16 protein-coding genes are annotated in these 24,627 nt (G+C 57.5%); 9 read left to right on the top strand and 7 right to left on the bottom strand.

The features are described 5' to 3' along the window. Positions 1-39 precede the first annotated feature (39 nt). Positions 40-3,393 carry a maltose alpha-D-glucosyltransferase gene (gene treS / locus ACT3R7_RS01880; protein ID WP_193092234.1) on the top strand — a complete coding sequence of 1,118 codons (3,354 nt, stop codon included), beginning with the start codon at positions 40-42 and terminating at the stop codon, positions 3,391-3,393. After that, positions 3,386-5,623, top strand: a complete 2,238-nt coding sequence (gene glgB / locus ACT3R7_RS01875; protein ID WP_193092235.1) for a 1,4-alpha-glucan branching protein GlgB — start codon at positions 3,386-3,388, stop codon at positions 5,621-5,623. Before treS ends, glgB begins: the two co-directional genes overlap by 8 nt. Before the next feature lie 93 nt (positions 5,624-5,716). Here the strand turns inward: glgB and ACT3R7_RS01870 are convergent, their stop codons facing one another. Next, entirely contained in the window at positions 5,717-6,310 is a 594-nt protein-coding gene (locus tag ACT3R7_RS01870) for a GNAT family N-acetyltransferase (RefSeq protein ID WP_192537766.1), read from the bottom strand. Positions 6,311-6,456: 146 nt separating this feature from the next. Between ACT3R7_RS01870 and ACT3R7_RS01865 the strand changes: the two genes are divergently transcribed. Beyond that, positions 6,457-7,686 (top strand): nucleoside recognition domain-containing protein, encoded by a 1,230-nt coding sequence (locus tag ACT3R7_RS01865; protein WP_126951126.1) that lies wholly within the window; start codon positions 6,457-6,459, stop codon positions 7,684-7,686. A gap of 4 nt (positions 7,687-7,690) precedes the next feature. Here ACT3R7_RS01865 and ACT3R7_RS01860 read toward each other — a convergent pair whose 3' ends face one another. The 4 genes from ACT3R7_RS01860 to ACT3R7_RS01845 all read right to left on the bottom strand — a co-directional run bounded on the left by ACT3R7_RS01860 (position 7,691) and on the right by ACT3R7_RS01845 (position 12,789). Then, positions 7,691-8,884, bottom strand: coding sequence for a serine hydrolase domain-containing protein (locus tag ACT3R7_RS01860; protein ID WP_193092236.1), 1,194 nt, complete (start codon positions 8,882-8,884; stop codon positions 7,691-7,693). 48 nt (positions 8,885-8,932) lie between these two features. Beyond that, entirely contained in the window at positions 8,933-11,116 is a 2,184-nt protein-coding gene (locus tag ACT3R7_RS01855; protein ID WP_193092237.1) for an OsmC domain/YcaO domain-containing protein, read from the bottom strand. A 130-nt stretch (positions 11,117-11,246) separates the two neighbouring features. Further along, complete coding sequence (locus ACT3R7_RS01850) at positions 11,247-12,131, bottom strand: alpha/beta fold hydrolase (protein WP_193092238.1); 885 nt, start codon at positions 12,129-12,131, stop codon at positions 11,247-11,249. 64 nt (positions 12,132-12,195) lie between these two features. Next, the gene (locus ACT3R7_RS01845; RefSeq protein WP_193092239.1) at positions 12,196-12,789 is read right to left on the bottom strand and encodes a TetR/AcrR family transcriptional regulator; all 594 of its coding nucleotides are present in this window, start codon (positions 12,787-12,789) and stop codon (positions 12,196-12,198) included. 149 nt (positions 12,790-12,938) lie between these two features. Between ACT3R7_RS01845 and ACT3R7_RS01840 the strand changes: the two genes are divergently transcribed. From ACT3R7_RS01840 to ACT3R7_RS01825, 4 genes are read left to right on the top strand one after another with little or no spacing between them, the layout of a single operon-like run. Beyond that, positions 12,939-14,195: an efflux RND transporter periplasmic adaptor subunit gene (locus ACT3R7_RS01840; RefSeq protein ID WP_193092240.1), complete on the top strand. Its 1,257-nt coding sequence runs from the start codon at positions 12,939-12,941 to the stop codon at positions 14,193-14,195. After that, positions 14,195-17,290, top strand: a complete 3,096-nt coding sequence (locus tag ACT3R7_RS01835; protein WP_193092241.1) for an efflux RND transporter permease subunit — start codon at positions 14,195-14,197, stop codon at positions 17,288-17,290. The genes ACT3R7_RS01840 and ACT3R7_RS01835 overlap by 1 nt, the downstream gene beginning before the upstream one ends. Beyond that, a complete protein-coding gene (locus ACT3R7_RS01830) occupies positions 17,290-18,690 on the top strand; it encodes an ATP-binding protein (protein ID WP_193092242.1) in 1,401 nt (466 codons plus the stop codon). Before ACT3R7_RS01835 ends, ACT3R7_RS01830 begins: the two co-directional genes overlap by 1 nt. A gap of 35 nt (positions 18,691-18,725) precedes the next feature. After that, a complete protein-coding gene (locus ACT3R7_RS01825; RefSeq protein ID WP_193092243.1) occupies positions 18,726-19,430 on the top strand; it encodes a response regulator in 705 nt (234 codons plus the stop codon). On the opposite strand, the gene ACT3R7_RS01820 is transcribed toward ACT3R7_RS01825, so the two are convergent. Then, positions 19,427-20,350, bottom strand: coding sequence for an alpha/beta hydrolase (locus tag ACT3R7_RS01820; protein WP_193092244.1), 924 nt, complete (start codon positions 20,348-20,350; stop codon positions 19,427-19,429). The two genes, ACT3R7_RS01825 and ACT3R7_RS01820, sit on opposite strands and share 4 nt — an antisense overlap. Positions 20,351-20,486: 136 nt before the next feature. Between ACT3R7_RS01820 and ACT3R7_RS01815 the strand changes: the two genes are divergently transcribed. Both ACT3R7_RS01815 and dauA read left to right on the top strand, forming a co-directional pair. Then, complete coding sequence (locus ACT3R7_RS01815; RefSeq protein WP_192537779.1) at positions 20,487-20,900, top strand: hypothetical protein; 414 nt, start codon at positions 20,487-20,489, stop codon at positions 20,898-20,900. Between the two features lie 153 nt (positions 20,901-21,053). Beyond that, positions 21,054-22,811, top strand: a complete 1,758-nt coding sequence (gene dauA / locus ACT3R7_RS01810; protein WP_192537780.1) for a C4-dicarboxylic acid transporter DauA — start codon at positions 21,054-21,056, stop codon at positions 22,809-22,811. A 64-nt stretch (positions 22,812-22,875) separates the two neighbouring features. On the opposite strand, the gene exaC is transcribed toward dauA, so the two are convergent. After that, the gene (gene exaC / locus ACT3R7_RS01805) at positions 22,876-24,396 is read right to left on the bottom strand and encodes an acetaldehyde dehydrogenase ExaC (protein WP_193092245.1); all 1,521 of its coding nucleotides are present in this window, start codon (positions 24,394-24,396) and stop codon (positions 22,876-22,878) included. Between the last annotated feature and the right edge of the window lie 231 nt (positions 24,397-24,627).

The raw sequence follows: 24,627 nt of genomic DNA, 5'->3' as shown, positions 1-24,627 counted from the left end.
TGATTCGTTTACACCGATCAAAGCAGGGAGAGCAAGCCCATGATGGATGCCAGCAGTGAAACACACGCTGTCGAGGCCCTGAATTTTCTGGATGATCCGCTCTGGTACAAGGACGCGGTGATTTACCAGGTACATGTGAAGTCGTTCTTTGATGCCAACGACGACGGCATCGGCGATTTTGAAGGCCTGATCCAGAAGCTCGACTATATCGTAAGCCTCGGCGTGAACACGATCTGGATATTGCCCTTCTACCCGTCACCACGTCGCGATGACGGCTATGATATTGCCGAATACACCGGCGTCAGCCCCGACTACGGCACGCTCGACGATGCCAAGCGCTTCATCAAGGAGGCACACCAGCGCGGGCTGCGCGTGATTACCGAGCTGGTCATCAACCATACTTCCGACCAGCACGAGTGGTTTCAACGCGCCAGGCATGCTCCCGCAGGATCGCCAGAAAGGGACTTTTATGTCTGGTCAGACACCGACCAGGCGTACACCGGCACGCGCATCATCTTTCTGGATACCGAATCCTCCAACTGGACCTGGGACCCGGTGGCTGGCGCTTATTTCTGGCACCGTTTCTACTCACATCAGCCGGATCTCAACTTTGATAACCCCGTGGTGCTTGATGAAATTATCAAGGTCATGGAGTACTGGCTCGATATGGGCGTGGATGGTCTGCGCCTGGATGCGATTCCGTATCTGGTCGAGCGCGAAGGCACCAACAACGAGAACCTGCCCGAAACCCACGTGGTGCTCAAGAAGATCCGTGCGGTGCTCGACGAGCGCTACCCCGACCGCATGCTGCTTGCCGAAGCCAACCAGTGGCCTGAAGATACCCGGCCCTACTTCGGCGATGGCGACGAGTGCCACATGGCGTTCCACTTCCCCCTGATGCCGCGCATGTACATGGCACTCGCCCAGGAAGACCGCTTCCCGATCACCGACATATTACGCCAGACGCCGGAAATTCCCGCCACCTGTCAATGGGCGATCTTTTTGCGTAACCATGACGAGCTGACGCTTGAAATGGTCACCGACAAGGAACGCGACTATCTGTGGAACCATTACGCGGCGGATCGTCGGGCACGCATTAACCTGGGTATTCGTCGACGCCTGGCGCCGCTATTGGAGCGTGACCGGCGGCGTGTTGAACTGCTCAACAGTCTGCTGCTTTCCATGCCGGGCACGCCGGTGCTGTATTACGGCGACGAGATCGGCATGGGCGACAATATTTACCTTGGCGACCGTGACGGTGTACGCACTCCTATGCAGTGGTCGGTCGACCGTAATGGGGGCTTCTCGCGTGCCGATCCGGCGAGCCTGGTTCTGCCACCGGTCATGGACCCGCTGTATGGCTATCAGACCGTCAATGTCGAGGCGCAAGTGCGCGATCCGCACTCACTGCTCAATAACCAGCGCCGGCTGCTCGTCGTGCGCAGTCAGCACCGCGCCTTTAGCCGCGGCACCATGCGGCCGCTCTACCCAGCCAACCGGCATATTCTGGCTTACCTGCGCGAGATGACCCTCGACAATGGCGAGACGGAAACGCTGCTCTGCGTAGCGAACGTCGCCAGCACCGCCCAAGCGGTGGAGCTGGATCTTTCCGCCTTCGCAGGCAAAGTGCCGGTGGAAATGGTCGGCGGCAGTGCCTTTCCGCCGGTGGGCAGCCTACCTTACCTGCTGACGCTCCCACCCTACGGTTTTTTCTGGTTCCTGCTGGCCCCGGCAACCGCCATGCCCGAGTGGCATACGCCGGTACCCGAGCCGATGCCGGATTACGTCACCTTGATTATCAAAAAGCGCCTTGAGGAGATTTTTGCAGGCTCATCAAGACAACTGCTTGAACATGAAACGCTGCCCCATTACTTGCCCAAGCGGCGCTGGTTCGCGGCCAAACAGGCACGTATCGAGGATATCCACCTGAACTCGCTGGCAAGCCTTGAGCACAGCGGCCATACCCTGCTGTTCAGCGAGCTGGAAATCACCCATGCACAAGGCAGCGAGCGTTACCAGTTACCCCTGGCATTCCTGGGTGAAGATGAGCAAAGCAGCCCTCTGGCCCAACAGCTTGCCATGGCCCGGGTACGCCGCTTCCATGAAGTGGGCCTGCTTACCGATGCGTTCACCCTGGATGCGTTTACGCTGGCCGTTCTTGACGCCATGCGGCAGGCAATCGTGCTGCCAAGCTCGAAAGGCGCTATCCACTTCCTGCCGACGCCGGAGCTTATCGAGCTTTCGCTGCCCGAGCACCCGGAGATTGCCCAGCAGGGCGCCGAGCAGTCCAATAGCTCAGTGGTGATCAATCATCAACTGGTGCTCAAGCTGTTTCGTCGCCTGGAGTCCGGCGTTCACCCGGAAGCCGAGATCGGCCGCTACCTGACCGAGCGGGGCTTTATCAACACCGCGCCGCTGCTTGGCGAAGTAACCCAGATCGATGAACAGGGCACCCCGCAGACACTGATGATTCTGCAGGGCTTTATCGATAACCAGGGCGATGCCTGGTCATGGACTCGCGCGACACTTGAGCGCGCCATTCGTGAAGCGCTGGCGGATGATCATCAGGGCCGCGAGTTTGCGCGCGATGAATCCCATTACGGTGCATTCGAAGAGCTGGAAGCGTTTGCCGCCACGCTGGGGCAGCGGCTGGGCGAGCTGCATATGGTGCTGGCAATGCCCAGCAATGAACCGGCGTTCATGACCGAGGTAGCCGACTCCAGCCATGTCGCGCACTGGAAACAGCGTGTAACTCAGCGTGTTGAAGAAGCGCTGGAGCTACTTGAACGCCACATTGGCGCTGCCGATGAAGCCGAACAGCAGATTGCCTCTAACGTTCTGGCGCAGCGCGATACCCTTCTGACCTCCATTGAATATATGGCGGACCTTGCCGAGGGTAGCCTCATCACACGTATCCACGGCGATCTGCATCTTGGCCAGGTACTGGTTGCCCATGACGATGCCTATATCATCGACTTTGAAGGCGAGCCTGCCCGCCCCCTTGAAGAGCGGCGCGCCAAGGATAGCCCGCTGCGTGATGTGGCCGGCATGCTGCGCTCCTTCGACTACGCCTATGCCAAGATTGAAGAGGCTCAGTCCGGTGGCAGCGAAAGCGCGGATACCCACACGCGCACTAGCCACGATGTGGTAGAGCAGTACCTGCTTAGAGGGCGCCAGGTATTTCTGAATGCCTACTGGCAGGCCACCCTGGATCTTCCTCACGAATGGAAACAGGCTAACGGCGCTGCGGCGGCGGTCGATCTGTTCGTGCTCGAAAAGACCGCCTACGAAATTGCCTATGAAGCCGCCAACCGCCCCGCTTGGCTGGGCGTACCGCTGCGCGGTCTGGCAGCACTTGTCGAACAACTAAGCCCGGGAGAGCCACATGAATGAGGTGATGCACACCAGACCCACGTCAAGCCTCACGGTAGATCGTACCTTGTGGCTGACCGACGATGACGCCAATGCATTGATACAGGGCACTCATCGTGACCCCTTTTCGTTGCTCGGCTTGCATAGCGATGCCAAAGGCTCGTTCCTGCGAGTATTTATGCCCGGCGCCGTGGGAGTGGATGTTCTCGACCGTGAAGACGATACCTTACGCAGCTGCCTGACGAGTATGCAGATTCCCGGGCTATTCGCCGCCCGGTTGTCTCACAGCGCCCCTTACCGGCTGCGTATTCGTTGGCCGCAGGGCGAGCAGATAACCGAGGACCCTTACAGCTTTGGCTTACTGCTAGGGGAAATGGATCTTTACCTGCTCGGCGAAGGTAATCACCGCAACCTGGGGCACTGCCTGGGCGCGCAGCCCATGACGGTGGAAGGCGTGCAGGGTGTGCGCTTCGCCGTTTGGGCACCCAATGCGCGGCGGGTATCGGTGGTTGGTAACTTCAACAGCTGGGACGGGCGGCGCCATGTAATGCGCCTGCGCCACCCAGCCGGGGTATGGGAGCTGTTCGTGCCACGGCTTGGGCCAGGAGAATCGTATAAATACGAGATTCTCGAGCCCCAGGGCACGCTCGGCCTGCGCGCCGACCCTATCGCCCTGGCGACCGAAGCACCGCCCAGCACCGCCTCGGTGGTGGCCGATACCACGCCCTTTGTCTGGCATGACGATGAGTGGATCGCCAGCCGCGGAAAGGCGCACGCCGTATCACGCCCTATCAGTATCTACGAAGTGCATGCGGCCTCGTGGCGCAAGCATGGCGGCGACAATGGCGAGCTCTACAGCTGGCGCGATATGGCCACGCACTTGATCCCTTATGTGCTCGATATGGGGTTCACCCACGTTGAGCTTTTACCCATCATGGAGCACCCTTTCGGCGGCTCCTGGGGCTATCAGCCGCTCAGCCAGTTTGCCCCCAGCGCGCGTTTCGGCACGCCTGCCGACTTCGCTTATTTCGTCGATGAGTGCCACCGCGCCGGGCTCGGCGTAATACTCGACTGGGTGCCCGCCCACTTTCCTACCGACCCGCATGGCCTTGCCCGCTTTGACGGCACCGCCCTGTATGAATATGAACACCCTTTCGAGGGGTTTCATCAGGACTGGAACACCTATATCTACAATCTGGGCCGACGCGAAGTGCACGGTTTCATGCTGGCCTCGGCGCTGCACTGGCTGAAGCATTTCCATATCGATGCCCTGCGTGTGGATGCCGTGGCCTCGATGCTGTATCGCAACTACTCGCGCAACGAAGGCGAGTGGATCCCTAACCGCCACGGCGGCCAGGAGAATCTCGAGACCATCGATTTTCTGCGCCACCTCAATGAGGTCATCGCCGAGGAAGTTCCCGGCACCGTGGTCATCGCCGAGGAATCCACCGCCTGGCCCGGCGTCACCCAGCCGACCGAGAAAGGCGGGTTGGGTTTTGCTTACAAGTGGAACATGGGCTGGATGCACGACACGCTGGAGTACATCTCTAAAGATCCGGTCTATCGCGCCTACTCGCATCACGAAATGACCTTCCCTATGGTCTATGCCTTTTCCGAGCATTACGTCTTGCCGATTTCCCACGACGAGGTGGTACACGGCAAGGGTTCCTTGATCGGCAAGATGCCCGGTGATGAGTGGCAGCAGTTTGCCAACCTGCGCGCCTACCTTTCCATCATGTGGTCGCAGCCTGGCAAGAAGCTTTTATTCATGGGCTGCGAGTTTGGTCAGTGGCGTGAGTGGAACCACGATCGGGAGCTGGACTGGTCACTGCTTGCCGAGCCCCGCCATGCCGGTATTCAACGGCTGCTGGGTGATCTCAACCGCTGCTACAAGGAGCTACCCGCGCTGCACGAATGCGATAGCGAGCCTCAAGGGTTTACCTGGGTGGTGGGCAATGACGAAACCAACAGCGTATTTGCCTGGCTGCGCTGGAGTACCACAGGCGAGCCGCTGCTGGTGGTTGCCAACATGACGCCGATTCCCCGCGAGGGTTACCGCTTGGGCGTGCCGATGGCGGGCAGTTGGGAAGAGTGCCTGAACAGCGATGCCGAATGCTATGGCGGCTCCAATATGGGTAATCTGGGGCGCATCACCGCAAAAGATGCCCCGCTTCACGGCCAAAGCGCCAGCCTTGAGCTGACCTTGCCGCCGCTGGCGGTGCTGTTGCTGCGCCCCTCTGGAGCGCTTTAGGCTCAGCCTTTGTAAATTAAGGCCCCAAAGCCCCTGACGCTTTATCGTGTCAGGGGCTTTTTTCTTCAAGACGCGGATAAATTACGGTTTACATCAGGGTGTGCGATAGCTTTCCAGCTTGCTGTTTAGATGCATGCGCACGGCAGGCCATTCCGAGGCAATAATCGAATACACCACGGTGTCGCGTAGCGAACCGTCACGCATGATCTGATGGCTACGCAGAATGCCATCCTGTTTGGCCCCTAGACGTTCAATCGCCTGGCGCGATGCCTGGTTAAAGAAATGTGTACGCAGCTCGACCGCCACCGCCTCTGAGGCTTCAAATAGATTCTGCAGCATCAGAAACTTGCACTCAGTATTCACGGCCGTACGCCGAACCGACTGCGAATACCACGTATAGCCGAGCATCGCGCGTCGGTTAGGGGCATCGACCTGATAAAATCGCGTGGTGCCGACAATATCACCACTTATTTTATGGCGTACGGCATAGGCAATATTGCCCGTTTTCGCATCTTCTATCGCGCGTTCAACATAGGCGCCTATTTCATCCGGTTGAGGCACACTGGCGTACCAGATTTTCCACGCTTCCCCCTCGGCAACTGCCTGCTGTAGCGGCTCGATGTGCCCTGAGTGCAAATGTTCAAGAACTATATGTTCGCCTTCCAGCTGCTGCTCTTTAATAAACATGGTCACTGTTCCCCTGTCGTAATCCTAACGCTCAATAATCCCATTAGCATCGCATTAACCGTTGGTAAGCCGCTACTGTGGCACCGGCACAAATTAGGTAGGATAGCCGCCACGTTTTATTTATCTGTTCAGGATCATCACCCGCCATGCTCAATGGAATCTGGTTAAGCTTTTTTATGGCCGCGTTTGCCGGCGCGCTCTGGCAGTGGCTGGTGGGTGGGGATGGCGAAGTTTTCGCGCGCCTGGTGCAGTCGCTTTTCGATATGGCCAAGGTGAGCGTGGATATCATCCTGGTGTTGCTGGGTGCCATGACGCTTTGGCTGGGGTTTTTATCCATTGCCGAAAAGGCGGGCATGATTCGCCTGCTAGGCCGGGTGCTGGACCCGCTTTTTTGCCGGTTGATGCCGGAAGTGCCCCGGGGCCACCCGGCGATGGGCCTGATCAGCATGAACTTTGCGGCCAATATTCTGGGGCTGGATAACGCCGCCACGCCCATTGGGATAAAGGCCATGCATTCGCTGCAATCGCTTAATCCCAGCCGCGATACGGCCAGCAACGCCCAGATCCTGTTTCTGGTGCTCAACACCTCATCGCTGACCCTCTTGCCCGTCACCATTTTCATGTACCGCGCCCAACAGGGTGCCGCCGATCCAACGCTCGTGTTTCTGCCTATTCTACTGGCCACCAGTGCTTCCAGCTTCGTGGGGCTATTGGCGGTGGCCCTGGTTCAGCGTTTAAAGCTGTGGCACCCCACGGTGCTTGCCTACTTTGCCGTGGCGGCCCTTGGCCTGGGCCTGCTGATTACCACTCTGGCCGGGCTTTCCGCCGAGGCGCTGGCCGCAGCCTCGACGCTGGTGGGTAACCTGACGCTGTTCAGCATTGTCATCATGTTTTTGGTGGTGGGCGCCTTGCGGGGCGTCAAGGTATATGACGCCTTTATCGAAGGGGCGAAGGAAGGGGTGAGTTTTACCCTGACGCTCTTGCCTTACCTGATCGCCATGCTGGTAGCCGTAGGCGTCTTACGCGCCAGCGGCGTTCTGGATGCAGGACTTGCCGGCGTGCGCTGGCTGGTAGAAGGGTTTGGGTGGGACACGCGCTTTGTGGATGCATTGCCTACCGCGTTTATCAAGCCGCTTTCCGGCGGCGGCGCGCGGGCGATGATGATCGAGACCATGAACAACTTCGGCGTGGACAGCTTCCCGGGGCTATTGGCGGCCACGTTGCAAGGCAGCACCGAGACCACCTTTTACGTACTGGCGGTCTATTTTGGCGCAGTGGGCATCAGCCGTATTCGTCACGGTTTGGGGTGTGCATTGATCGCCGATGCCGCGGGTATCCTCACGGCAATCGGCGTGTGTTACTGGTTCTTCGGCTAGGCGCTTACTGACTTTCACCCGCCAGATGATCGCTTAGCGCGTGGAAGAACTGGGTGATCGGGACGATTTCGAAGGCTTCAGCCTTGGGCTGGGCGCTGGTCATGGCGATCACCATGTCGTTGTCCGGGTCGATGAACACCCACTGGCCAAAGATGCCTACCGCCGAGAAGGCGCCCTCGCCTTCCGGCCACCAGGAGTAGCCGTACTCGACCTCTTCGCCGCCGATCTCATGGGGCCTTGCCGACTCCGCCACCCAGCCTTCGGGCAGCACGTTGGGCTCGTTATACTCATCCAGCACAAACTGCCCAAAGCGAGCATAGTCTTTGAGCGTGATCAAAAGCCCACTGCCGCCAATCTCCTGGCCGTCCTCGCTATCCAGCCACCACTTGGCATCGGTTTCCATGCCGTAACCGGCCCAGATCTTCTCGGATAGATACTCCGAGGCGCTCTTGCCCACCGCACCGTTGATGATCGCCGAGAGCAGCTGGGTTTCGCCGGTGCTGTAGTTCCACACCTCACCAGGCTCACCGGCGCGCTCGAGGCTGCCCATGAACTCTAAAAGCGCACCGGGACGCTGCTCAAGCTGCACTTCGAGCATCTGGCGGCGCTGGGACTCCGGATCAGCGTAGGTTTCATCCCAGGCAACACCGGAGGCCATCAGCAGAATCTGCTCGACGGTGACGTCGTCGTAAACGCTGCCCTCGAGTTCGGGCACGTACTTGCTGACGGCATCATCCAGGCTTTCGATATGGCCGTCGTTGAGCGCCGCGCCAATCAGCGTCGAGGAGATCGACTTGGCGATCGACATTGACATCCAGGGCGTCTTAGCCGTATTGCCCAAAGCGTACTGCTCGAACACCACATCGTTGTCGTGCACCGCCATCAGGCCGCTCACCCGGTTGAGCGCCATGAAGTCGTAAATATCATAGGTCACGCCTTCATGGGTGAGCGAAAAATCCTCGAGCGAGGTGTCGCGCGTGCCGAACTCATGCGGGGCGCTTGCCGCCTTGACCGTACGGGTCGGAAAAAGCCGGTCGATATGGCGGGAAAGCTCCACCTGTTCGTCGGGCATCATGCGCCCGCTGTAGAGCTTGCGCACCTCAGCCTGGCTCTGCTCAGAGCTCTGGGCAAGGCTTGCGCTTGAAACAAGCGTGAGCGCCGCCGCGATCAAGGGCGAGCGATAGGTCATCGAAGTCATGGCATTCCCATTAAATAAGTGAAAACCAAGCGCGATCAAGCGCCGAACTTACTTAGCTCGAGCCGCCCGCGCGGCGTGAAGCTTCTTGTAGCTTTCAATCAAACGTTGATGACGTTCCAGGCCTTCTAACTGCATGTTAGTGGGTGTTAGACCATGGAAACGCACTTCACCGCTTACCGAGCCCACAACCGCCGCCATGGTCTCTTCGCCAAACATGCGCTGGAAGTTGGGCAGGTAGTCGTCGATTTCAAGCTCATCGTCGAGCGCGATTTCCAACACCGCGTTCACTGCCTGGTAGAACAGGCCACGTTCGACGGTGTTGTCGTTGTACTGCAAGAACATCTGTACGCAGTCCAGCGCCTCTTCATGACGGCCAAGCGCCAGATAGATCAGCAGTTTCAGCTCGAGAATGGTGAGCTGGCCCCAAACGGTGTTCTCGTCGAACTCGATGCCGATCAACGTGATGATATCGGCGTGGTCATCCATCTGGCTCTCTTCAAGGCGCTCGACCAGATTGAGCAGCTGGTCATCCTCCAGGCGGTGCAGGTTGAGGATATCCTCGCGGTAATCGAGCGCTTTATTGGTGTTGTCCCAGATCAGATCCTCGATCGGGTACACTTCGGAGTAGCCCGGCACCAAAATGCGGCACACCGGTGCGCCGAGGTCTTCGTGAACCGACATATACACCTCGGCCCCCAGCTCCTCGAAGATGCCGAACAGCGTTTCAGCCTCTTCTTCGTTGGTGCCGGAGAAGTCCCATTCACTGAACTCGAAATCGGCCTTGGCGCTGAAGAAGCGCCAGGAAACCACGCCCACCGAGTCGATGAAGTGCTCGACAAAGTTGTTGGGCTCGGACACCGTCTGCGAATTGAAGGTGGGTAGCGGCAAGTCGTTGAGACCTTCGAAACTGCGCCCCTGCAAAAGTTCGGTCAGGCTGCGCTCGAGCGCCACTTCAAAGCTTGGGTGGGCGCCGAAGGAGGCGAAAACGCCGCCGGTGCGCGGGTTCATCAACGTCACACACATCACCGGGAACTGCCCGCCCATGGAGGCGTCTTTCACCAGCACCGGGAAGCCCTGGGCCTCTAGCGCCTTGATGCCTTCTACAATGCTGGGGTATTTCGCGAGCACATCCTGCGGCACGTCCGGCAGGGTCAGTTCTTGCTCAAGAATCTCGCGCTTCACCGCCCGCTCGAAGATTTCCGACAGGCATTGCACCTGGGCTTCCACCAGCGTGTTGCCCGCGCTCATGCCATTGCTCAGGAACAGGTTTTCAATCAGATTCGAGGGGAAGTAAACCGTCTCGCCATCCGACTGACGCACAAAGGGTAGCGAGACGATCCCGCGGTCTTCCCGCCCGGAATTGGTATCGATCAGGTTGGAGCCTGCAAGCTCGCCTTCCGGGTTGTAGATGGCAAGACAGTGCTCGTCGAGGATTTCTTCGGGCAGTTCGTCGTTTGGCCCAGGCTTGAACCACTTCTCATTGGGGTAGTGCACGAAGTCGCTACCCGCGATTTCTTCACCAAAGAACTGGTCGTTATAGAAGAAGTTGCAGCTCAAGCGCTCGATAAACTCTCCGAGCGCCGAGCACAGTGCACTCTCCTTGGTCGCGCCTTTACCGTTGGTAAAGCACATGGGTGAGGCCGCATCGCGAATATGCAGCGACCACACGTGGGGCACGATATTGCGCCAGGAAGCGATCTCGATCTTCATGCCAAGCTCGGCCAGCAGCGCGCTCATATTGGCGATGGTATCTTCAAGGGGTAAGTCCTTCCCCTCGATATAAGTGCGCTCGCTGCCTTCCGGCGCGCCCATCAGCAGCGCCTGGGAATCCTCATCGATATTCTCGACGACCTCGATCTGAAACTCAGGTCCAGTTTGAACGACCTTCTTGACCGTGCAACGGTCAATCGAGCGCAGGATGCCTTGACGATCTTTCTCGGAAATATCGTCGGGAAGCTCGACCTGAATCTTGAAGATCTGCTTGTAGCGGTCTTCCGGGTCGACGATGTTGTTCTGGGAAAGGCGGATATTCTCGGTAGGAATGTCCCGCGCGTTGCAGTACACCTTCACGAAGTAGGCCGCGCACATGGCGGATGACGCCAGGAAGTAGTCGAACGGACCAGGCGCCGAGCCGTCGCCCTTGTAGCGAATCGGCTGGTCTGAAATAACGGTGAAGTCGTCGAATTTAGCCTCCAGGCGGAGGTTATCGAGATAGTTGACTTTGATTTCCATGAGCGGGCATCCGGAGCAATGAGTGTGCCTGGGCTGTTAAAACTGAGTCTTTATAAACAGGGCCCTTGGCGAATTGCCGCCCATTATCCAGTTTTTGACCCGCTTCGTCTTGGTAAGTCTCGTTAAGTGCTTATTCAGCGCTGAGCAGAAATGCCAATGCTTCGTCCAGCAGCACCTCAGGAATTTCTTCAGCAATATAGTGGCCGCAGGGCAGCGCCTTGCCTTCAACCTGAGTCGCCACCTTGTGCCATTCGCTGAGTGCATCAAAGTTGGCTTCAATCGCGCCTTCAGCGCCCCACATCACTTTTAACGGGCAGGTAAGTTTTACACCTGCGTCGATATCGGCCTGATCGTGGACTAAGTCGATCGTGGCGCTGGCGCGGTAGTCGCCGCAGATGCCGGTTGCGGTGCCGGGCAGTGCCAGGCACCGCTCGTATTCCGCCAGGGCTTCCGAGGTAAACGGTGTCATCCCGGCACTGCGCGCGCCCATCACACTTTTAAGGTATTGGGTGGGGTCGCTATTGATCAGCATTTCGGGCAGGGGCTGGGGGCGAATCAGGAAGAACCAGTGCCAGTAACTGCGTGCAAACGCCTCATTGGTGCCGCGATACATGGCAAGGGTGGGCGCAATATCCAGAAACACCATGCGCTCAACGCGCTGGGCATAGTCAACGCCCAAGCGGTGGGCGACCCGCGCGCCGCGATCATGCGCCAGCACCTTGAAGCGCTCGAACCCCAGACCACTCATCAGCTCGGCCATATCGGTCGCCATAGTGCGCTTGGAATAATTGAGATGCTCGACGTCATCGTCGGGTTTGCCGCTATCGCCGTAGCCGCGCAAGTCGCCAGCAATGACGGTGAAGTGCTGGGCAAGCGACTCAGCCACCTTATGCCAAATCACATGGGTTTGCGGGTGGCCGTGAAGTAGCAGGAGTGCGGGGCCGTTCCCGCCCATGCGAAAGGCGATCTCGACGCCGTTGACCTGACGGGTGTGTTTTTCATAGCGGGTAAACATGGCGGACTCCTGCACGGAATAAATAAGCACACCAGGCAGTCTACGCCACCTCAAGGATAACTCGTCAGCCCGCAGGCGGAGTGAGCACCTGTTCGAATAACAGCGTCTCAAAGACTTCCATGGGCGCTTCTGACTTAAGCGTTTTGGCGCGTAGAATGGCCCCTTCCCAGCCGCAGAGAATAAAGCTTGCCAGCCGATGCGCATCCAGCGCTTTTGGGAGTAAGCCCTGGGCTTGGGCATCCTGTAAACAGCGCGCAAAACGCTCTTCCCAGCGTTGGAAGGCGCTGTTAAGCGCTTCACGAAAACGGTCGCTTTGACCGGCCAGTTCCTGGCCTAAATTACCAATCAGACAACCGGTCGCATGGTCGCACTCGCGCATGTACGTTCGGCCAGCGGCAAAGTAACGCTGCAAGCGCTCTAGCGGTGGCGTCTTCGAATCTTCAAGCAGGGCCACTAAACTCTCATCGTAATCATTGGCAAAGCGCTCAATGACCGCCAACCCAAAATCTTCTTTACTGGAGAAGTAATGGTAAAACGACCCTTTAGGCACGTCGCACGCTTTAAGAACGGCATTGATGCCCGTTGCGTTATACCCTTGCTGGGCAATCAGCTCGGCACCGGTATCAATTAACTTATCGCGGGTGGCGGTGTTTTTCATACGCGTAAAAAAGACTCGTGGGTCGGCAATTATTCCAATGTGGATAGATCACGCCATTAAAAAGCCGCAGATACTACCGGCTTGCGAAGGGTTGCACGCTATTTTCATAATGCTTACCCAATCGCTGCGAACCAATGCGTGATGCTAGCATGATACGCTTGTTTGTCTGGAATTTTCGCTCTTACGACGGATACCCCGTGTTGATAAAATCGCTTAGCTCTTGTTCCTCATCCCAACAGGGTCGTATTCGTTTTGGCGCCGTGGCAGCCCTGCTGGTTTTTGCGGTTGGCTTGGCCAGCGCCTGGTGGATTATTAGCCAGCCACCGCGTATTGAGCGACGTCCACCGCCACAACCAACGCCACCGGTGGTCGATGTCATCACGCTTACCCAAAGCACCCAGTCGCCTGCCCTCAGCGGTTTTGGCCGCGTTGAAGCCGAGCAGACCGCTATGCTGGCAAGCCGCGTGGCAGGCCAACTGGAGCGCTTTGCTGAAAACGTGCTGCCCGGTCAGGTCGTCGAGGAAGGCGCGCCGGTTGCGTATATCGATCAGGCTGATTTACGCCTGACACTTGAAGATGCCGAAGCCCAGCTAAGCAACGCACAAGCCCAGCTTGCGCTGGAAAATGCTGAGCAGCAGCGGGCACGCAGCGAATATGAATCGTTTGGCCGTCAGCTGTCAGCCGAGCGGCGCGCTTTGGTGCTGCGTGAACCTCAGCTGCGCCAGGCCCAGGCCCAACTGACCCAAGCGCGCGTAGTGCGTGACCAGGCAGCGCTCAATCTGGAGCGGGCCACGCTTATCGCGCCTTGGCGGGCCATGGTCCAGGAGCGCCTGGTGGGCGCGGGCAGCCTTCTCAGCCAGGGAACCGAGATCCTTAATCTTGTCGGCGTCGAACAGTTCTGGGTACGCGCCTCGTTGCCCGGCGATGCGCTTGAGTGGCTGGAGCCTGGCAGCGCGGTCAGCCTTTCAAGCCGAGGCTGGCCCATCGATGCCACCCGTCAGGGAACGCTGATCTCCATTTTGCCCAATCTTGAAGAAAGCGGCCTGCAGGCACAGCTGTTGATCGCCGTCGATGACCCGCTAGCGCTGGATACCGATGGCCCGGCACTGCGCCTGGGCGATATCATGCGCGTGTCGTTTCAGACCCAGTCCCATGAAGAATTGATTGCACTGCCCTCGGCTGCATTGCGCCCTGGCGAGCGTGTCTGGTGGGTGGATGAAGAGGGCCAACTGCATAGCAGCATCGTAACGCTTGCTTATCGCGGAGAAGAGCAAGCCCTGGTGCGTAGCGGCCTGCAGGCCGGCCAACGGGTTGTCACCTCAGGACTCGCCCAACCCCGTGAAGGCCAGCAGGTACGCATTCGCCAGCGCGGCGATACCCCGGCAAGCGATAGGGAGAATATCTGATGCGCCGCGGCCCGCTTGCCTGGATGATCGACCATGGCGTTGCGCCTAACCTTCTGATGCTGCTGTTTATTGTGGGTGGCCTTATGGCCTCGCTCGCGATTAAAAAGGAAGTCTTCCCTGAGTTTGAAATTGAAATCGTTCAGGTCAGCATCAGCTATCCCGGCGCTACCCCAGAGGACGTAGAGCAAAGCCTGCTGCTGCCCGTTGAGGCGGCGGTGTCGAATGTAGAAGGTATTGATGAGCTGACATCAACCGCTGGCGAAGGCAGCGGTATGGTCAGCGCGACACTGATTGATGGCGTTGACGTGATGCGCGTTTATCAGGATATTCAGCAGTCGGTTAATGCGATCACTACGCTGCCCAACGCCGCCGACCCGCCACGTTTCACGCTGGCCGGGCGCTCACGCAGCGTGGTAAGCCTTCAGGTTTATGGGTCGGTAGGGCTCGCTGCGCTTCACGATGCCGCTGAAGATATCCGGGCCGAACTTCAGGCCGTAGAGGGCATTTCGCGAGCGGAGCTTTCCGGAAACCGTGAACGGGAAATTCAGATTCATCTGGATGAAGAAGCCATTGAACGCTTTGGGCTTGATCACCAGCAGCTTGCCGCGCGTATCGGCGAAGAAGCCTTGGACTTGGCAAGCGGGCAGCTAACCACCGCCGAAGGCGAATGGCTGGTTCGCTACCAAGGGCGGCGCAACAGCGCGGCTGAATTTGCCGACCTGCCGATTCTCACCACCGCTCAAGGGTCACCTATTCTGCTGGGGGATATTGCCGACGTCAGCAACGGCTTTGCGGAAACCGACCGGGAAGAGTTCTATAACGGAGAGCCGGGCCTGTCGGTCGATATCTATCAGATTGGTCACCAAACGCCGACCAGCATTTCAGAAGCGGTTTACGGCGAGTTGGAGCACCTGCGGGCAGCGCTTCCGCCCGGGGTTAGCCTGGATGTCTCGCGCGACAGTTCTGAAATATACGAAGACCGTCTTAGCCTGCTGTTGAAAAACGCCTGGATGGGACTGGCGCTCGTACTGGTGTTGATGGCGCTGTTTCTTGAAGCGCGGCTGGCCTTTTGGGTAACCCTGGGCATTCCGACAGCATTCTTGGGGGCCATGCTGTTTCTTCCCTGGATCGGCGTATCGCTAAACATGATGTCGATGTTTGCCTTCATCATTGCGCTGGGGATCGTGGTCGACGACGCGATTATGGTCGGCGAAAACATCTACAGCTATCGTGAAGAAGGCTACTCGCTGCGCGATGCGGCGGTAAAAGGTGCCAGCGAAATTGCCGTGCCGCTGACCTTTGCCATCTTGTCGAATATCGTCGCGTTTCTACCGCTGCTGTTTTTACCCGGCTTTTTGGGCATGCTGTTTGCGACCGTGCCGGTCGTGGTCATCACCGTGTTTCTGATTTCCTGGGCAGAAGCGCTGTTTATTCTCCCCGCGCACCTGGCCCACAGCCGCAAGCCGCGTGAAACACCGGCCTGGCAGCGGCCACTGGAAGCGGTGCGTCAACGCATGCAGAGCGGCTTACACCACTTTACCTACCGCCAGTTTGAGCCTTTTCTACAGCGTGCGCTCAATCAGCGCCTGCTAAGCGTCGCGCTAGGAGTAGCGGTGCTGGTCGTGGCTCTCGCCTGGATAATGAGCGGGCGGCTGGGTTTCTCGCTGATGCCCCGCGCGGAGTCGGATCAGGTTCAAGCAACCGTCACGCTGCCCATTGGCACCAACATCAGCGTTAGCCGGGAGCTTAGTCAGCAGTTGCTTAATGCCGCTCAGACATTGAGCGAGCAGGAAGACACGCTCAGCTTTAGCAGCACGCGCAGCCGCCTAGACGGCGAAGAGCTACAGGTCAGGCTTGATATCGCAAATGATAGCCTGGAAGCCTGGCCACCCTCGCGTATTGCGCGTGAGTGGCGCACGCTTGCCGGAGACTTGGTCGGCGCTCAGTCGGTGCGTTTTGAATCCGATTTTGGAGGCCCCGGCAGTGGCGCGGCGCTTAGCCTACGTCTGTCTCACCCCGACACTCAGGTGCTTGAAGCGGCCGCTTCACGGCTTGCCGATGAGCTGGGTGAGTACGGGCTAACCGATATCGATAGCGGTATTGGCGATGGTAAGCCGCAGCTGGAAATGCGCCTTTCCGCAGAAGGTCGGGCGCTGGGCCTTACCGGCAGCGACTTGGCCCAGGCACTGCGTGGCCCCTTGCAGGGTGCTACCGCTGTTGAGCAGTTTGTCGGGCGCCGCGAGATTAGTGTGGAAGTTCGCTTGCCAGAAGCCGACCGCGATAGCTTAAACGAGCTTTACCGCATGCCCGTTCGCACGCCGGACGGGCTTAGCGTGCCGCTTTCCCGCGTGGCGGATATTACCCTCAGCCAGGCCTCCAGCAGCCTACAGCGTATTGATGGCCGACGGATCATTACCGTGACGGCCGATGCCGAAGGTGATAGAACCATTAATCAGGTGTTGGCAACACTGCAGGAAGACGTTTTCCCGATACTTGAGAACACCTGGCCAGGGCTTGAGGTCAGCTTGGGCGGGCGCCAGCAGGATACCGCTGACAACCTTGCTACGCTGCGCACCGCCATGTGGCTTATGCTGGCGGCCCTCTACGCGCTGTTGGCAATTCCGTTCAGGAGCTATCTGCAGCCTTTGCTGGTGCTTGCGGCGATCCCCTTTGGTATTGTCGGTGCGGTGATGGGGCATATCATCATGGGGTTTGGGCTTTCGATTATCAGCCTGCTGGGTATGCTGGCGCTCTCCGGGGTGGTGATCAATGACGCTCTGGTGCTGATCGATTACGCCAACCGCAAGCGGCGCGAAGGCATGGCCCCGCGGGAAGCCATTGTAGCGGCGGCCACCCGGCGTTTACGTCCTATCATGATGACCACCCTAACCACCTTTTTAGGTCTGGCGCCGATGATTCTCGAAACCTCCCGCCAGGCGCGCTTCATGATCCCGATGGCCATATCGCTTGGCTTTGGGATGATTTTTGCGACCGCTATTTTGCTGGTTCTGGTGCCGTGTCTCTATCTGGGCATGGAGAACTGGCGCGAGCGATTGAGCATGCCACGTCAACCTGGCCAGGAAGGCACCACCTGATGGTTTTTTCGTTTCCCAAATGGCGGCCCTCACGGCTGGGCTTAAAGCTGTTTGCGGCCATATTAAGCGTTAACGTGGCCATTTCAGCCAGCATGTTCCTGGCGGTTTCCTACAGTATCGATCGTGGCTTTCTCGATTACTTAAGTCAGGCCCAGGAGCGCCGTGCCATGCTGCTGGCCGATGGCTTGATTACCCGCTGGGAAACGCAGAACAACTGGCAATGGCTGGAAAACAAGCCCCGCCGCTGGCCGAATATTGTGCGCTTTGAGCTAGGCCAGGAAGACCGCGAGCGCCCTTCCCCGCTGGGTGAAGCCCGGGATTTTGCGCTACGTGCCCCCGACGGCCGGTTTGTTATCCCGCCCATGGATAATCGAACGGGCTCGAGCGATTGGCGCTGGCTAACGCTTTATAGCAACGATCTGGAAATCGGCGAGCTAGGGTTTCGTCCGCCTCAGCAAATGCTTGAGCGCATGGAAAATCACTTTTTAGAGCGCCAGCAGCGCAATTTGATGATTATCGTCATCTCGATTGGCCTGGCCTCACTGCTGCTGGCAGCCGGGCTCTCCTGGTGGCTGAGCCGACGCACGCGTGCCCTGGCCATTGCGACACGGCGTCTCACCGAAGGCAATTATCACTCCCGCCTGCCCGAGCGTGGCCGCGACGAGCTTTCGCGTCTGGCGCGGGACTTTAACGTTTTGGCAGCGACTCTTGAAGCCAACCGGGACGCGCGCTCGCGCTGGGTATCCGATACGGCTCACGAGCTACGTACGCCGCTTGCCGTATTGCGTGGTGAAATTGAGGCCATGCAGGATGGCATTCGCCCTCTGAATCAGGAAAATCTGTTTTCTCTTGCCCAGGAAGTGGCTCAGCTCGAACGTCTGGTCGCCGATTTACGTCTGCTCTCGCAAAGTGATGCCGGGGCGCTGGATATTCATTTAGCCCCGATGGATCTTAGCGAAAGCCTGACCAGTCGCCTTGAGGACGCCGACCGCTGGCTCAAGGAAAGCGGCCTTACCCTGACCACGCATATTGCCCCCGGCGTTATGATTCACGGCGATGCTCAGCGCCTGCATCAGCTATGGAATAATCTGCTGGATAACAGCTGCGCCTATACCGATGCCCCAGGCAAACTTCAGGTGACGCTTGGCATCCAACACCATCATGCGGTGATTACCTGGCAAGATAGCGCACCCGGTGTGCCCGAAAGTGAGCTTGTGCGGCTTACCGAGCGTCTTTACCGGGTAGAGGGGTCGCGTAACCGTGCCAGCGGCGGCAGCGGTTTAGGGCTTTCGATTGCCAGCGCGCTGGTCAATGCTCACGGGGCAACGCTTAAGGCCACAAACACCCAGCTCGGCGGCCTTTGCTGGACGCTGCGTTTTCCGTTGCTCACTGCCCATTAATACTCACTGTTCATTAACTACTGAGCGAGTCCACTATGTCGCATGACGCCTCGTTGTTGATCGTTGAAGACGAACCCAAAATTGCTCGCCTGATGGATGACTACTTAAGTTCTCATGGCTATGCCGTGACCACGCTTGGTCATGGTGACGAAGTGCTTCCCTGGCTACAGGAAAACTCCCCCAAGCTAATCCTGTTAGACGTTATGCTGCCCGGCAAAGATGGCCTCACGCTATGCCGGGAAATACGCCAGCTGTGGCCTACGATCGCCATTATCATGGTCACCGCCAAGGTAGAGGAGGTGGATCGCCTGCTAGGGTTAGAGCTGGGCGCCGATGACTACATCTGTAAACCCTTTAGCCCCCGCGAAGTGGTGGCCAGGGTAAAAGCCGTGCTACGCAGAAGCCAAGCCCTTGCTGAACAAGTCACGGCGGATCAACCTGAAACACTGGCGCCGGTCACTCTCAACGAAGATGGCTGGCAAGCCCTAGCCCATGGCCATGATATAGGGCTCACTGCGGTTGAATTTCAGCTGCTGCGGGTGATGATGCAATCGCCGGGGCGAATCTTTAGCCGTGAGCAGCTAATGGATCACATGTACCGCGATAACCGCATCGTGTCAGAGCGCACCGTGGATAGCCATATTAAAAAGTTACGTAAAAAAATCACTGAAGCCCTCCCCGAGCAGGAGATCATTCGCTCAGTGTATGGGGTAGGATATAAGTATCAGCCAGAGGGCTAATCGTTTGTATCAACCTGGCGATTCAAAAAAGCAATGGCCGCTTTCATGGCGCTGCCGCGGAATATAAAGCTGGCTAAATGGCCACGCCATGGCTGGAGATAAAGCTCGCTCGGGGTTCCTTGAGCTTGTAGAGCCCGATAAAAATCAGTGGCATGGTCGACGGGCACCAGCCTGTCCCACTTGCCATGGAACAGGAAAAACGGCGGCGCTTGAGGGATTAGCTGGCGAGCGGGAGATGCCAGCGTATAGGCTTCGGTTTTCTCGGCGCGCGTGCCGCCTATAAAATCAACCACCAGCGGGCCATCATCGAATTTCAGCAAATCACTTGGAAGCCCACCCGCCACCACGGCGGCTAGCCGGGTATGCTCGCCGCCATAAGGGGCCGCGAGTGGGCCTTCAGCCCCCGCCACGGCTAGCAGACTTACCAGATGCGCCCCGGAAGAGTAACCAACCCCCACTACTCTGTCGGTGTCTATACGCCACTCTGCCGCATGGGCGTGAAGCCAGTTCATGGCTTGCTCTAGATCGTAAAGCTGAGCGGGAAACTGATACTCAGGGGCAAAGCGATACTCGATGTTGATCGTGACATAGCCCTGCTCTGCCAGCTGTTCAGCAATCCCCTGCATATCGTTTGGACCACGATTGCGCCATCCCCCGCCGTGAACAATCAACGCCGCCGGGCGACGTTCCAAGCCTTGGGTATGGGGAAGCAGTACTTGAGCATTGAGCATTTGCGGCCAATCAGCCGGGGTATAAGGCTGCGGATCAAGACGCTCAAAGGTCACGGTATCACGCGGTGAGACACGCTGCTCAATAGCCGATTGATCGTTATGAACATAGTGCGTTGCAGTGCATCCACCAAGCAGCAGAGCAAGCGTGCCCAAGCCAAGGTAGCGGCAAACAAAACGGGCGTATGGCATTTATCATTCCTTATGCGAAGAAAGTGTTTAGCAAATAGCCATAGTCCACCAACATCACCGTTATTGCACACTCCGTGCATACGATTTGCACTTCGCCGCTTGATACTGACATCGTCAACTTACCAAGAGGTACGTTATGAAAATGTCATTACGTCAGGTTTTTGCTCCCGCTCTGCTTGCTTTCGCGCTAACGCCGCTCGCTTTTGCAGCCCAGGCAAACCAACACGAAGACCATGCCTCAGAGGTTGATCGTGAAGCATTCCAACAGCGCATGGAAGAGCGCCGCCAGGAAGTATATGAGCGTGCTGGATTAGATGAAGAGCAGCAAACGGCCCTTAATGAGCTGAACGCTGAACACTATCAGGCCATGCAGGCATTGCGTGAAGAGCACCACGAAAAAGTCGCGGAACTTCTTTCTGAAGAAGAACGCGACGCTTTAAAAAATGCCATGCAAGAGGTGCGCGAAGAGCACCGTGGCGACGGTAAAGGCCACGGCCGCCGCGGTGAGCATGACCATCACGAAAGAAACGCGGAAACTGCCAGCGAGTAAGCCATTTAATCGCTATATTTCTAGAACGCCCGGCCATCACCGGGCGTTTTATTTTTTGTGCCTTAAGGGCACCGCACTAACGTCCGATTGTGCAAATTTGAGGTCAGGAGTAGCGTAAAGCGTATATCTATTCGCCACTCAAGAGGCCTACCCATGTCCCGCGCGAATCGCCCCTCGGACTATGTGTTTCCGATGCCTGGCAGCGCATTGCTTAACGCCTGGCGTGAAGGCTATACGCTCGGCATGTTGAAGCGCGATGTGATGGCGGGTCTCACCATTGGCGTGGTAGCGGTGCCGCTTTCCATGGCGCTGGCGATTGCGATTGGCGTACCGCCTCAACATGGGCTTTATACCGCTATCGTGGCGGGTGCGGTAATCGCCTTGACGGGTGGCTCACGGTTTAACATCTCAGGCCCCACGGCGGCCTTTGTAGTCATTCTATTTCCTATCGTTGCCCATCACGGTTTGGGCGGGCTACTAATTGCCACGCTGATGGCCGGGGCAATTCTGGTTGCACTCGGGCTTTCACGCCTGGGCAGCCTGATTCAGTATGTCCCCTACCCGGTAATTCTAGGCTTTACGGCAGGTATTGGCGTGGTGATCGCACTGCTACAACTGCCTGATTTTCTAGGCTTATCCGGTGTCGAGCTGGGTGACAGCACCCTGCATAATTTGATGCTGATCAGCCAGGCACTGCCCGGCCTGTCGCTGGCAGATATCAGCGTCGGACTTGCTACCCTAGCCACACTATTGATCTGGCCGCGTCTAAAAACGCCGATTCCAGCGCCGCTGGTTGGATTAACGGTGGGCACGCTGGCAGCTTTTTTGCTGACCCTGGGCGGCATTGAGGTCGACACTATCGCCTCACGGTTTAGCTGGGAGTTTCAAGGCGAAAACGGCAATGGCATTCCGCCCTTTGCGCCAAGCGTTGCGCTGCCGTGGCATTTTCTGGGAGAGGATGGCACGCCGCTTGAAATCAACTTCGCCTTGATTCAGTCGTTACTTGGCCCGGCGCTTGCCATCGCCTTGTTGGCGGCGATCGAATCACTACTGTGCGCGGTTGTGGCCGACGGTTTGACCCGCACACGTCACAACCCGAATGCCGAACTGATCGGTCAGGGACTGGGCAACATGGTAGTCCCTTTCTTTGGTGGCATAACCGCGACCGCAGCGCTTGCCCGTACCGCTACCAATATCAAAAGCGGGGCGTTTTCGCCGATAGCCGCACTGGTACATTCGCTGGTGGTACTGTTGGCCGTAGTCGTCCTGGCGGGCGTGCTGGGCTACGTTCCCATGGCGGCGTTGGCAGCCTTACTGTTTATCATTGCCTGGAACATGAGCGAAGCACGCCACTTTGTTCACACGCTGAAAAGCGCCCCCGCAAGCGATGTATGGGTACTAGTGATCTGCTTTCTGCTCACCGTCATTTTCGACATGGTGATAGCGGTAGCTGTCGGCATAGGCCTAGCCGCCGCTCTGTTTATTCGCCGGATGGCGCAGTTGACCAATACCCAGCGCTTCACCGCGCCGGATACGCACGCGCAATACCCAGCTGAAGTGGCGCATTACAAGATCACGGGACCGCTGTTTTTTGGCGCTGCTGAAAAGGCTATTGCGACACTGCGCATGATTGATCACAGCGTGCGCATTATCGTGTTGGATATGCGCGATGTGCCCAGCCTGGATACTACCGCCATGGTGGCGCTGGATACATTGCGTCGCGAACTGAGCGAACAGAAAGTGGGCATTATCTTCGTCGGGCTACCGCCGCGCATGATGTTAAAAATCAAACGTGCTGGCATACGTCGCGAAATGGGCAAGCTAGCTGTCGCGAGCAATCTGGCCCACGCTGAGCGGATAGCGCGCCTCTGGCTGGCAAGAAACGGTCACCCGGAAATCAATAACCAATAGCGGGTATCAGGGGACTAACAATCCCGCTCGGCAATACCGAGCGGGGGTAGCACGTAAGCGTGGTTTAGAAGAAGCCCAACGGATTGATGTCGTAACTAATCAGCAGGTTCTTGGTTTGCTGATAGTGTTCGAGGGCAACCTTGTGGGTTTCACGGCCGACGCCGGATTTCTTGTAGCCACCAAACGCGGCGTGAGCCGGGTATTGGTGATAGCAGTTGGTCCATACACGGCCGGCCTGGATGCCCCGGCCCATACGAAACGCCACGTTGATATCGCGACTCCATACACCCGCGCCCAAGCCAAACTCGGTGTCGTTGGCAATCGCGAGCGCCTCTTCTTCATCCTTGAAGGTCGTGACCGCGACTACCGGGCCAAAAATCTCCTCCTGGAAAACGCGCATTTTATTGTTGCCTTTAAGCAGCGTCGGCTGGATGTAGTAACCGCCGTTAATGCTGTCATCCAGGGTTTCTTTGTTGCCCCCGGTCAAGAACTCCGCGCCTTCTTCACGGGCAATCTCCATGTACGACATGATTTTGTCGAACTGTTCCTGAGAGGCTTGAGCGCCGACCTGAACATCGGTATCCAGCGGGTTACCACGCTTGATGGTTTGGGTGCGCTCCATCACTTTCGCCATAAACTCGTCGTACATGCTTTCCTGAATCAGCGCGCGCGATGGGCAGGTACATACTTCGCCCTGGTTAAAGAACGCCAGTACCAAACCCTCGACCGCTTTATCGATAAACGTCGGTTCGGCGTTCATGATATCGGCAAAGTAAATATTGGGCGATTTACCGCCAAGCTCTACGGTGGAGGGAATAATATTTTCAGCCGCGCATTTAAGGATGTGCGAGCCGACCGGGGTGGAACCGGTGAATGCGATCTTGGCGATGCGCTTGCTGCTGGCCAACGCTTGCCCAGCTTCGGCACCGAAGCCATTAACAATATTGACGACACCAGCGGGCAGCAAATCGCCAACCAGCTCGATGAGTACCAGCACGGAAGCCGGGGTTTGTTCGGCAGGCTTAAGTACCACGCAGTTACCGGCGGCAAGCGCGGGCGCCAGCTTCCAGACGGCCATTAAAATCGGGAAATTCCAAGGAATGATCTGCCCAACCACGCCTAGCGGTTCGTGAAAGTGGTAGGACACCGTATTGGCATCAATATCCGCAGCGCTGCCTTCCTGAGCGCGCAGGCAGCCTGCAAAGTAGCGGAAATGATCAACGGCCAGAGGGATATCCGCATTTAACGTTTCGCGAACGGCTTTACCGTTATCCCAACTTTCGGCTACGGCCAGCATTTCGATATTCTGTTCAATGCGGTCGGCGATTTTTAATAAAATATTGCTGCGTTCAGCAGCGGCGGTTTTACCCCAGGCAGGCGCTGCCTTGTGCGCAGCATCCAGCGCTTTATCGATATCCTCGGCGGTAGAGCGCGGGATTTCGCAGAATACCTGACCATTAACAGGGCTAACATTATCAAAGTATTGGCCGTTAACGGGAGGCACAAACTCACCGCCGATATAGTTGCCATAGCGTTTTTCAAATGAGACAACTGACCCGTTTTCACCTGGATTGGCATAGATCATGACAAGGCTCCTGAGTTTTATGATTATTAAACGTGCTTTGACAGTATTGTTTATTATTGGCTACGACGATAGAGCACGAGGACAGGATTAGCTCTCATCCCTTGGTAGAAGATAAGCACACGGCTCCAGAAGGCTGACGTTGTAAACCAGCGTTCAGTGTCTCTTGGTTTTCAGGATCCCGCTTTTCAGGTACTAGCTTTTCAGGTACTAGCTTTTCAGGTACTAGCTTTT

It is taken from the genome of Halomonas sp. AOP43-A1-21, from assembly GCF_052376775.1.
Lineage (GTDB): Bacteria > Pseudomonadota > Gammaproteobacteria > Pseudomonadales > Halomonadaceae > Vreelandella > Vreelandella colorata.
This window is presented reverse-complemented; position numbering and strand designations above follow the sequence as displayed.

Coding starts and splice junctions, on each gene's coding strand:
- treS (WP_193092234.1), top strand. CDS start 40: ATGATGGATGCCAGCAGTGAAACACACGCTGTCGAGGCCCTGAATTTT.
- glgB (WP_193092235.1), top strand. CDS start 3,386: ATGAATGAGGTGATGCACACCAGACCCACGTCAAGCCTCACGGTAGAT.
- ACT3R7_RS01870 (WP_192537766.1), bottom strand. CDS start 6,310: ATGTTTATTAAAGAGCAGCAGCTGGAAGGCGAACATATAGTTCTTGAA.
- ACT3R7_RS01865 (WP_126951126.1), top strand. CDS start 6,457: ATGCTCAATGGAATCTGGTTAAGCTTTTTTATGGCCGCGTTTGCCGGC.
- ACT3R7_RS01860 (WP_193092236.1), bottom strand. CDS start 8,884: ATGACTTCGATGACCTATCGCTCGCCCTTGATCGCGGCGGCGCTCACG.
- ACT3R7_RS01855 (WP_193092237.1), bottom strand. CDS start 11,116: ATGGAAATCAAAGTCAACTATCTCGATAACCTCCGCCTGGAGGCTAAA.
- ACT3R7_RS01850 (WP_193092238.1), bottom strand. CDS start 12,131: ATGTTTACCCGCTATGAAAAACACACCCGTCAGGTCAACGGCGTCGAG.
- ACT3R7_RS01845 (WP_193092239.1), bottom strand. CDS start 12,789: ATGAAAAACACCGCCACCCGCGATAAGTTAATTGATACCGGTGCCGAG.
- ACT3R7_RS01840 (WP_193092240.1), top strand. CDS start 12,939: ATGATACGCTTGTTTGTCTGGAATTTTCGCTCTTACGACGGATACCCC.
- ACT3R7_RS01835 (WP_193092241.1), top strand. CDS start 14,195: ATGCGCCGCGGCCCGCTTGCCTGGATGATCGACCATGGCGTTGCGCCT.
- ACT3R7_RS01830 (WP_193092242.1), top strand. CDS start 17,290: ATGGTTTTTTCGTTTCCCAAATGGCGGCCCTCACGGCTGGGCTTAAAG.
- ACT3R7_RS01825 (WP_193092243.1), top strand. CDS start 18,726: ATGTCGCATGACGCCTCGTTGTTGATCGTTGAAGACGAACCCAAAATT.
- ACT3R7_RS01820 (WP_193092244.1), bottom strand. CDS start 20,350: ATGCCATACGCCCGTTTTGTTTGCCGCTACCTTGGCTTGGGCACGCTT.
- ACT3R7_RS01815 (WP_192537779.1), top strand. CDS start 20,487: ATGAAAATGTCATTACGTCAGGTTTTTGCTCCCGCTCTGCTTGCTTTC.
- dauA (WP_192537780.1), top strand. CDS start 21,054: ATGTCCCGCGCGAATCGCCCCTCGGACTATGTGTTTCCGATGCCTGGC.
- exaC (WP_193092245.1), bottom strand. CDS start 24,396: ATGATCTATGCCAATCCAGGTGAAAACGGGTCAGTTGTCTCATTTGAA.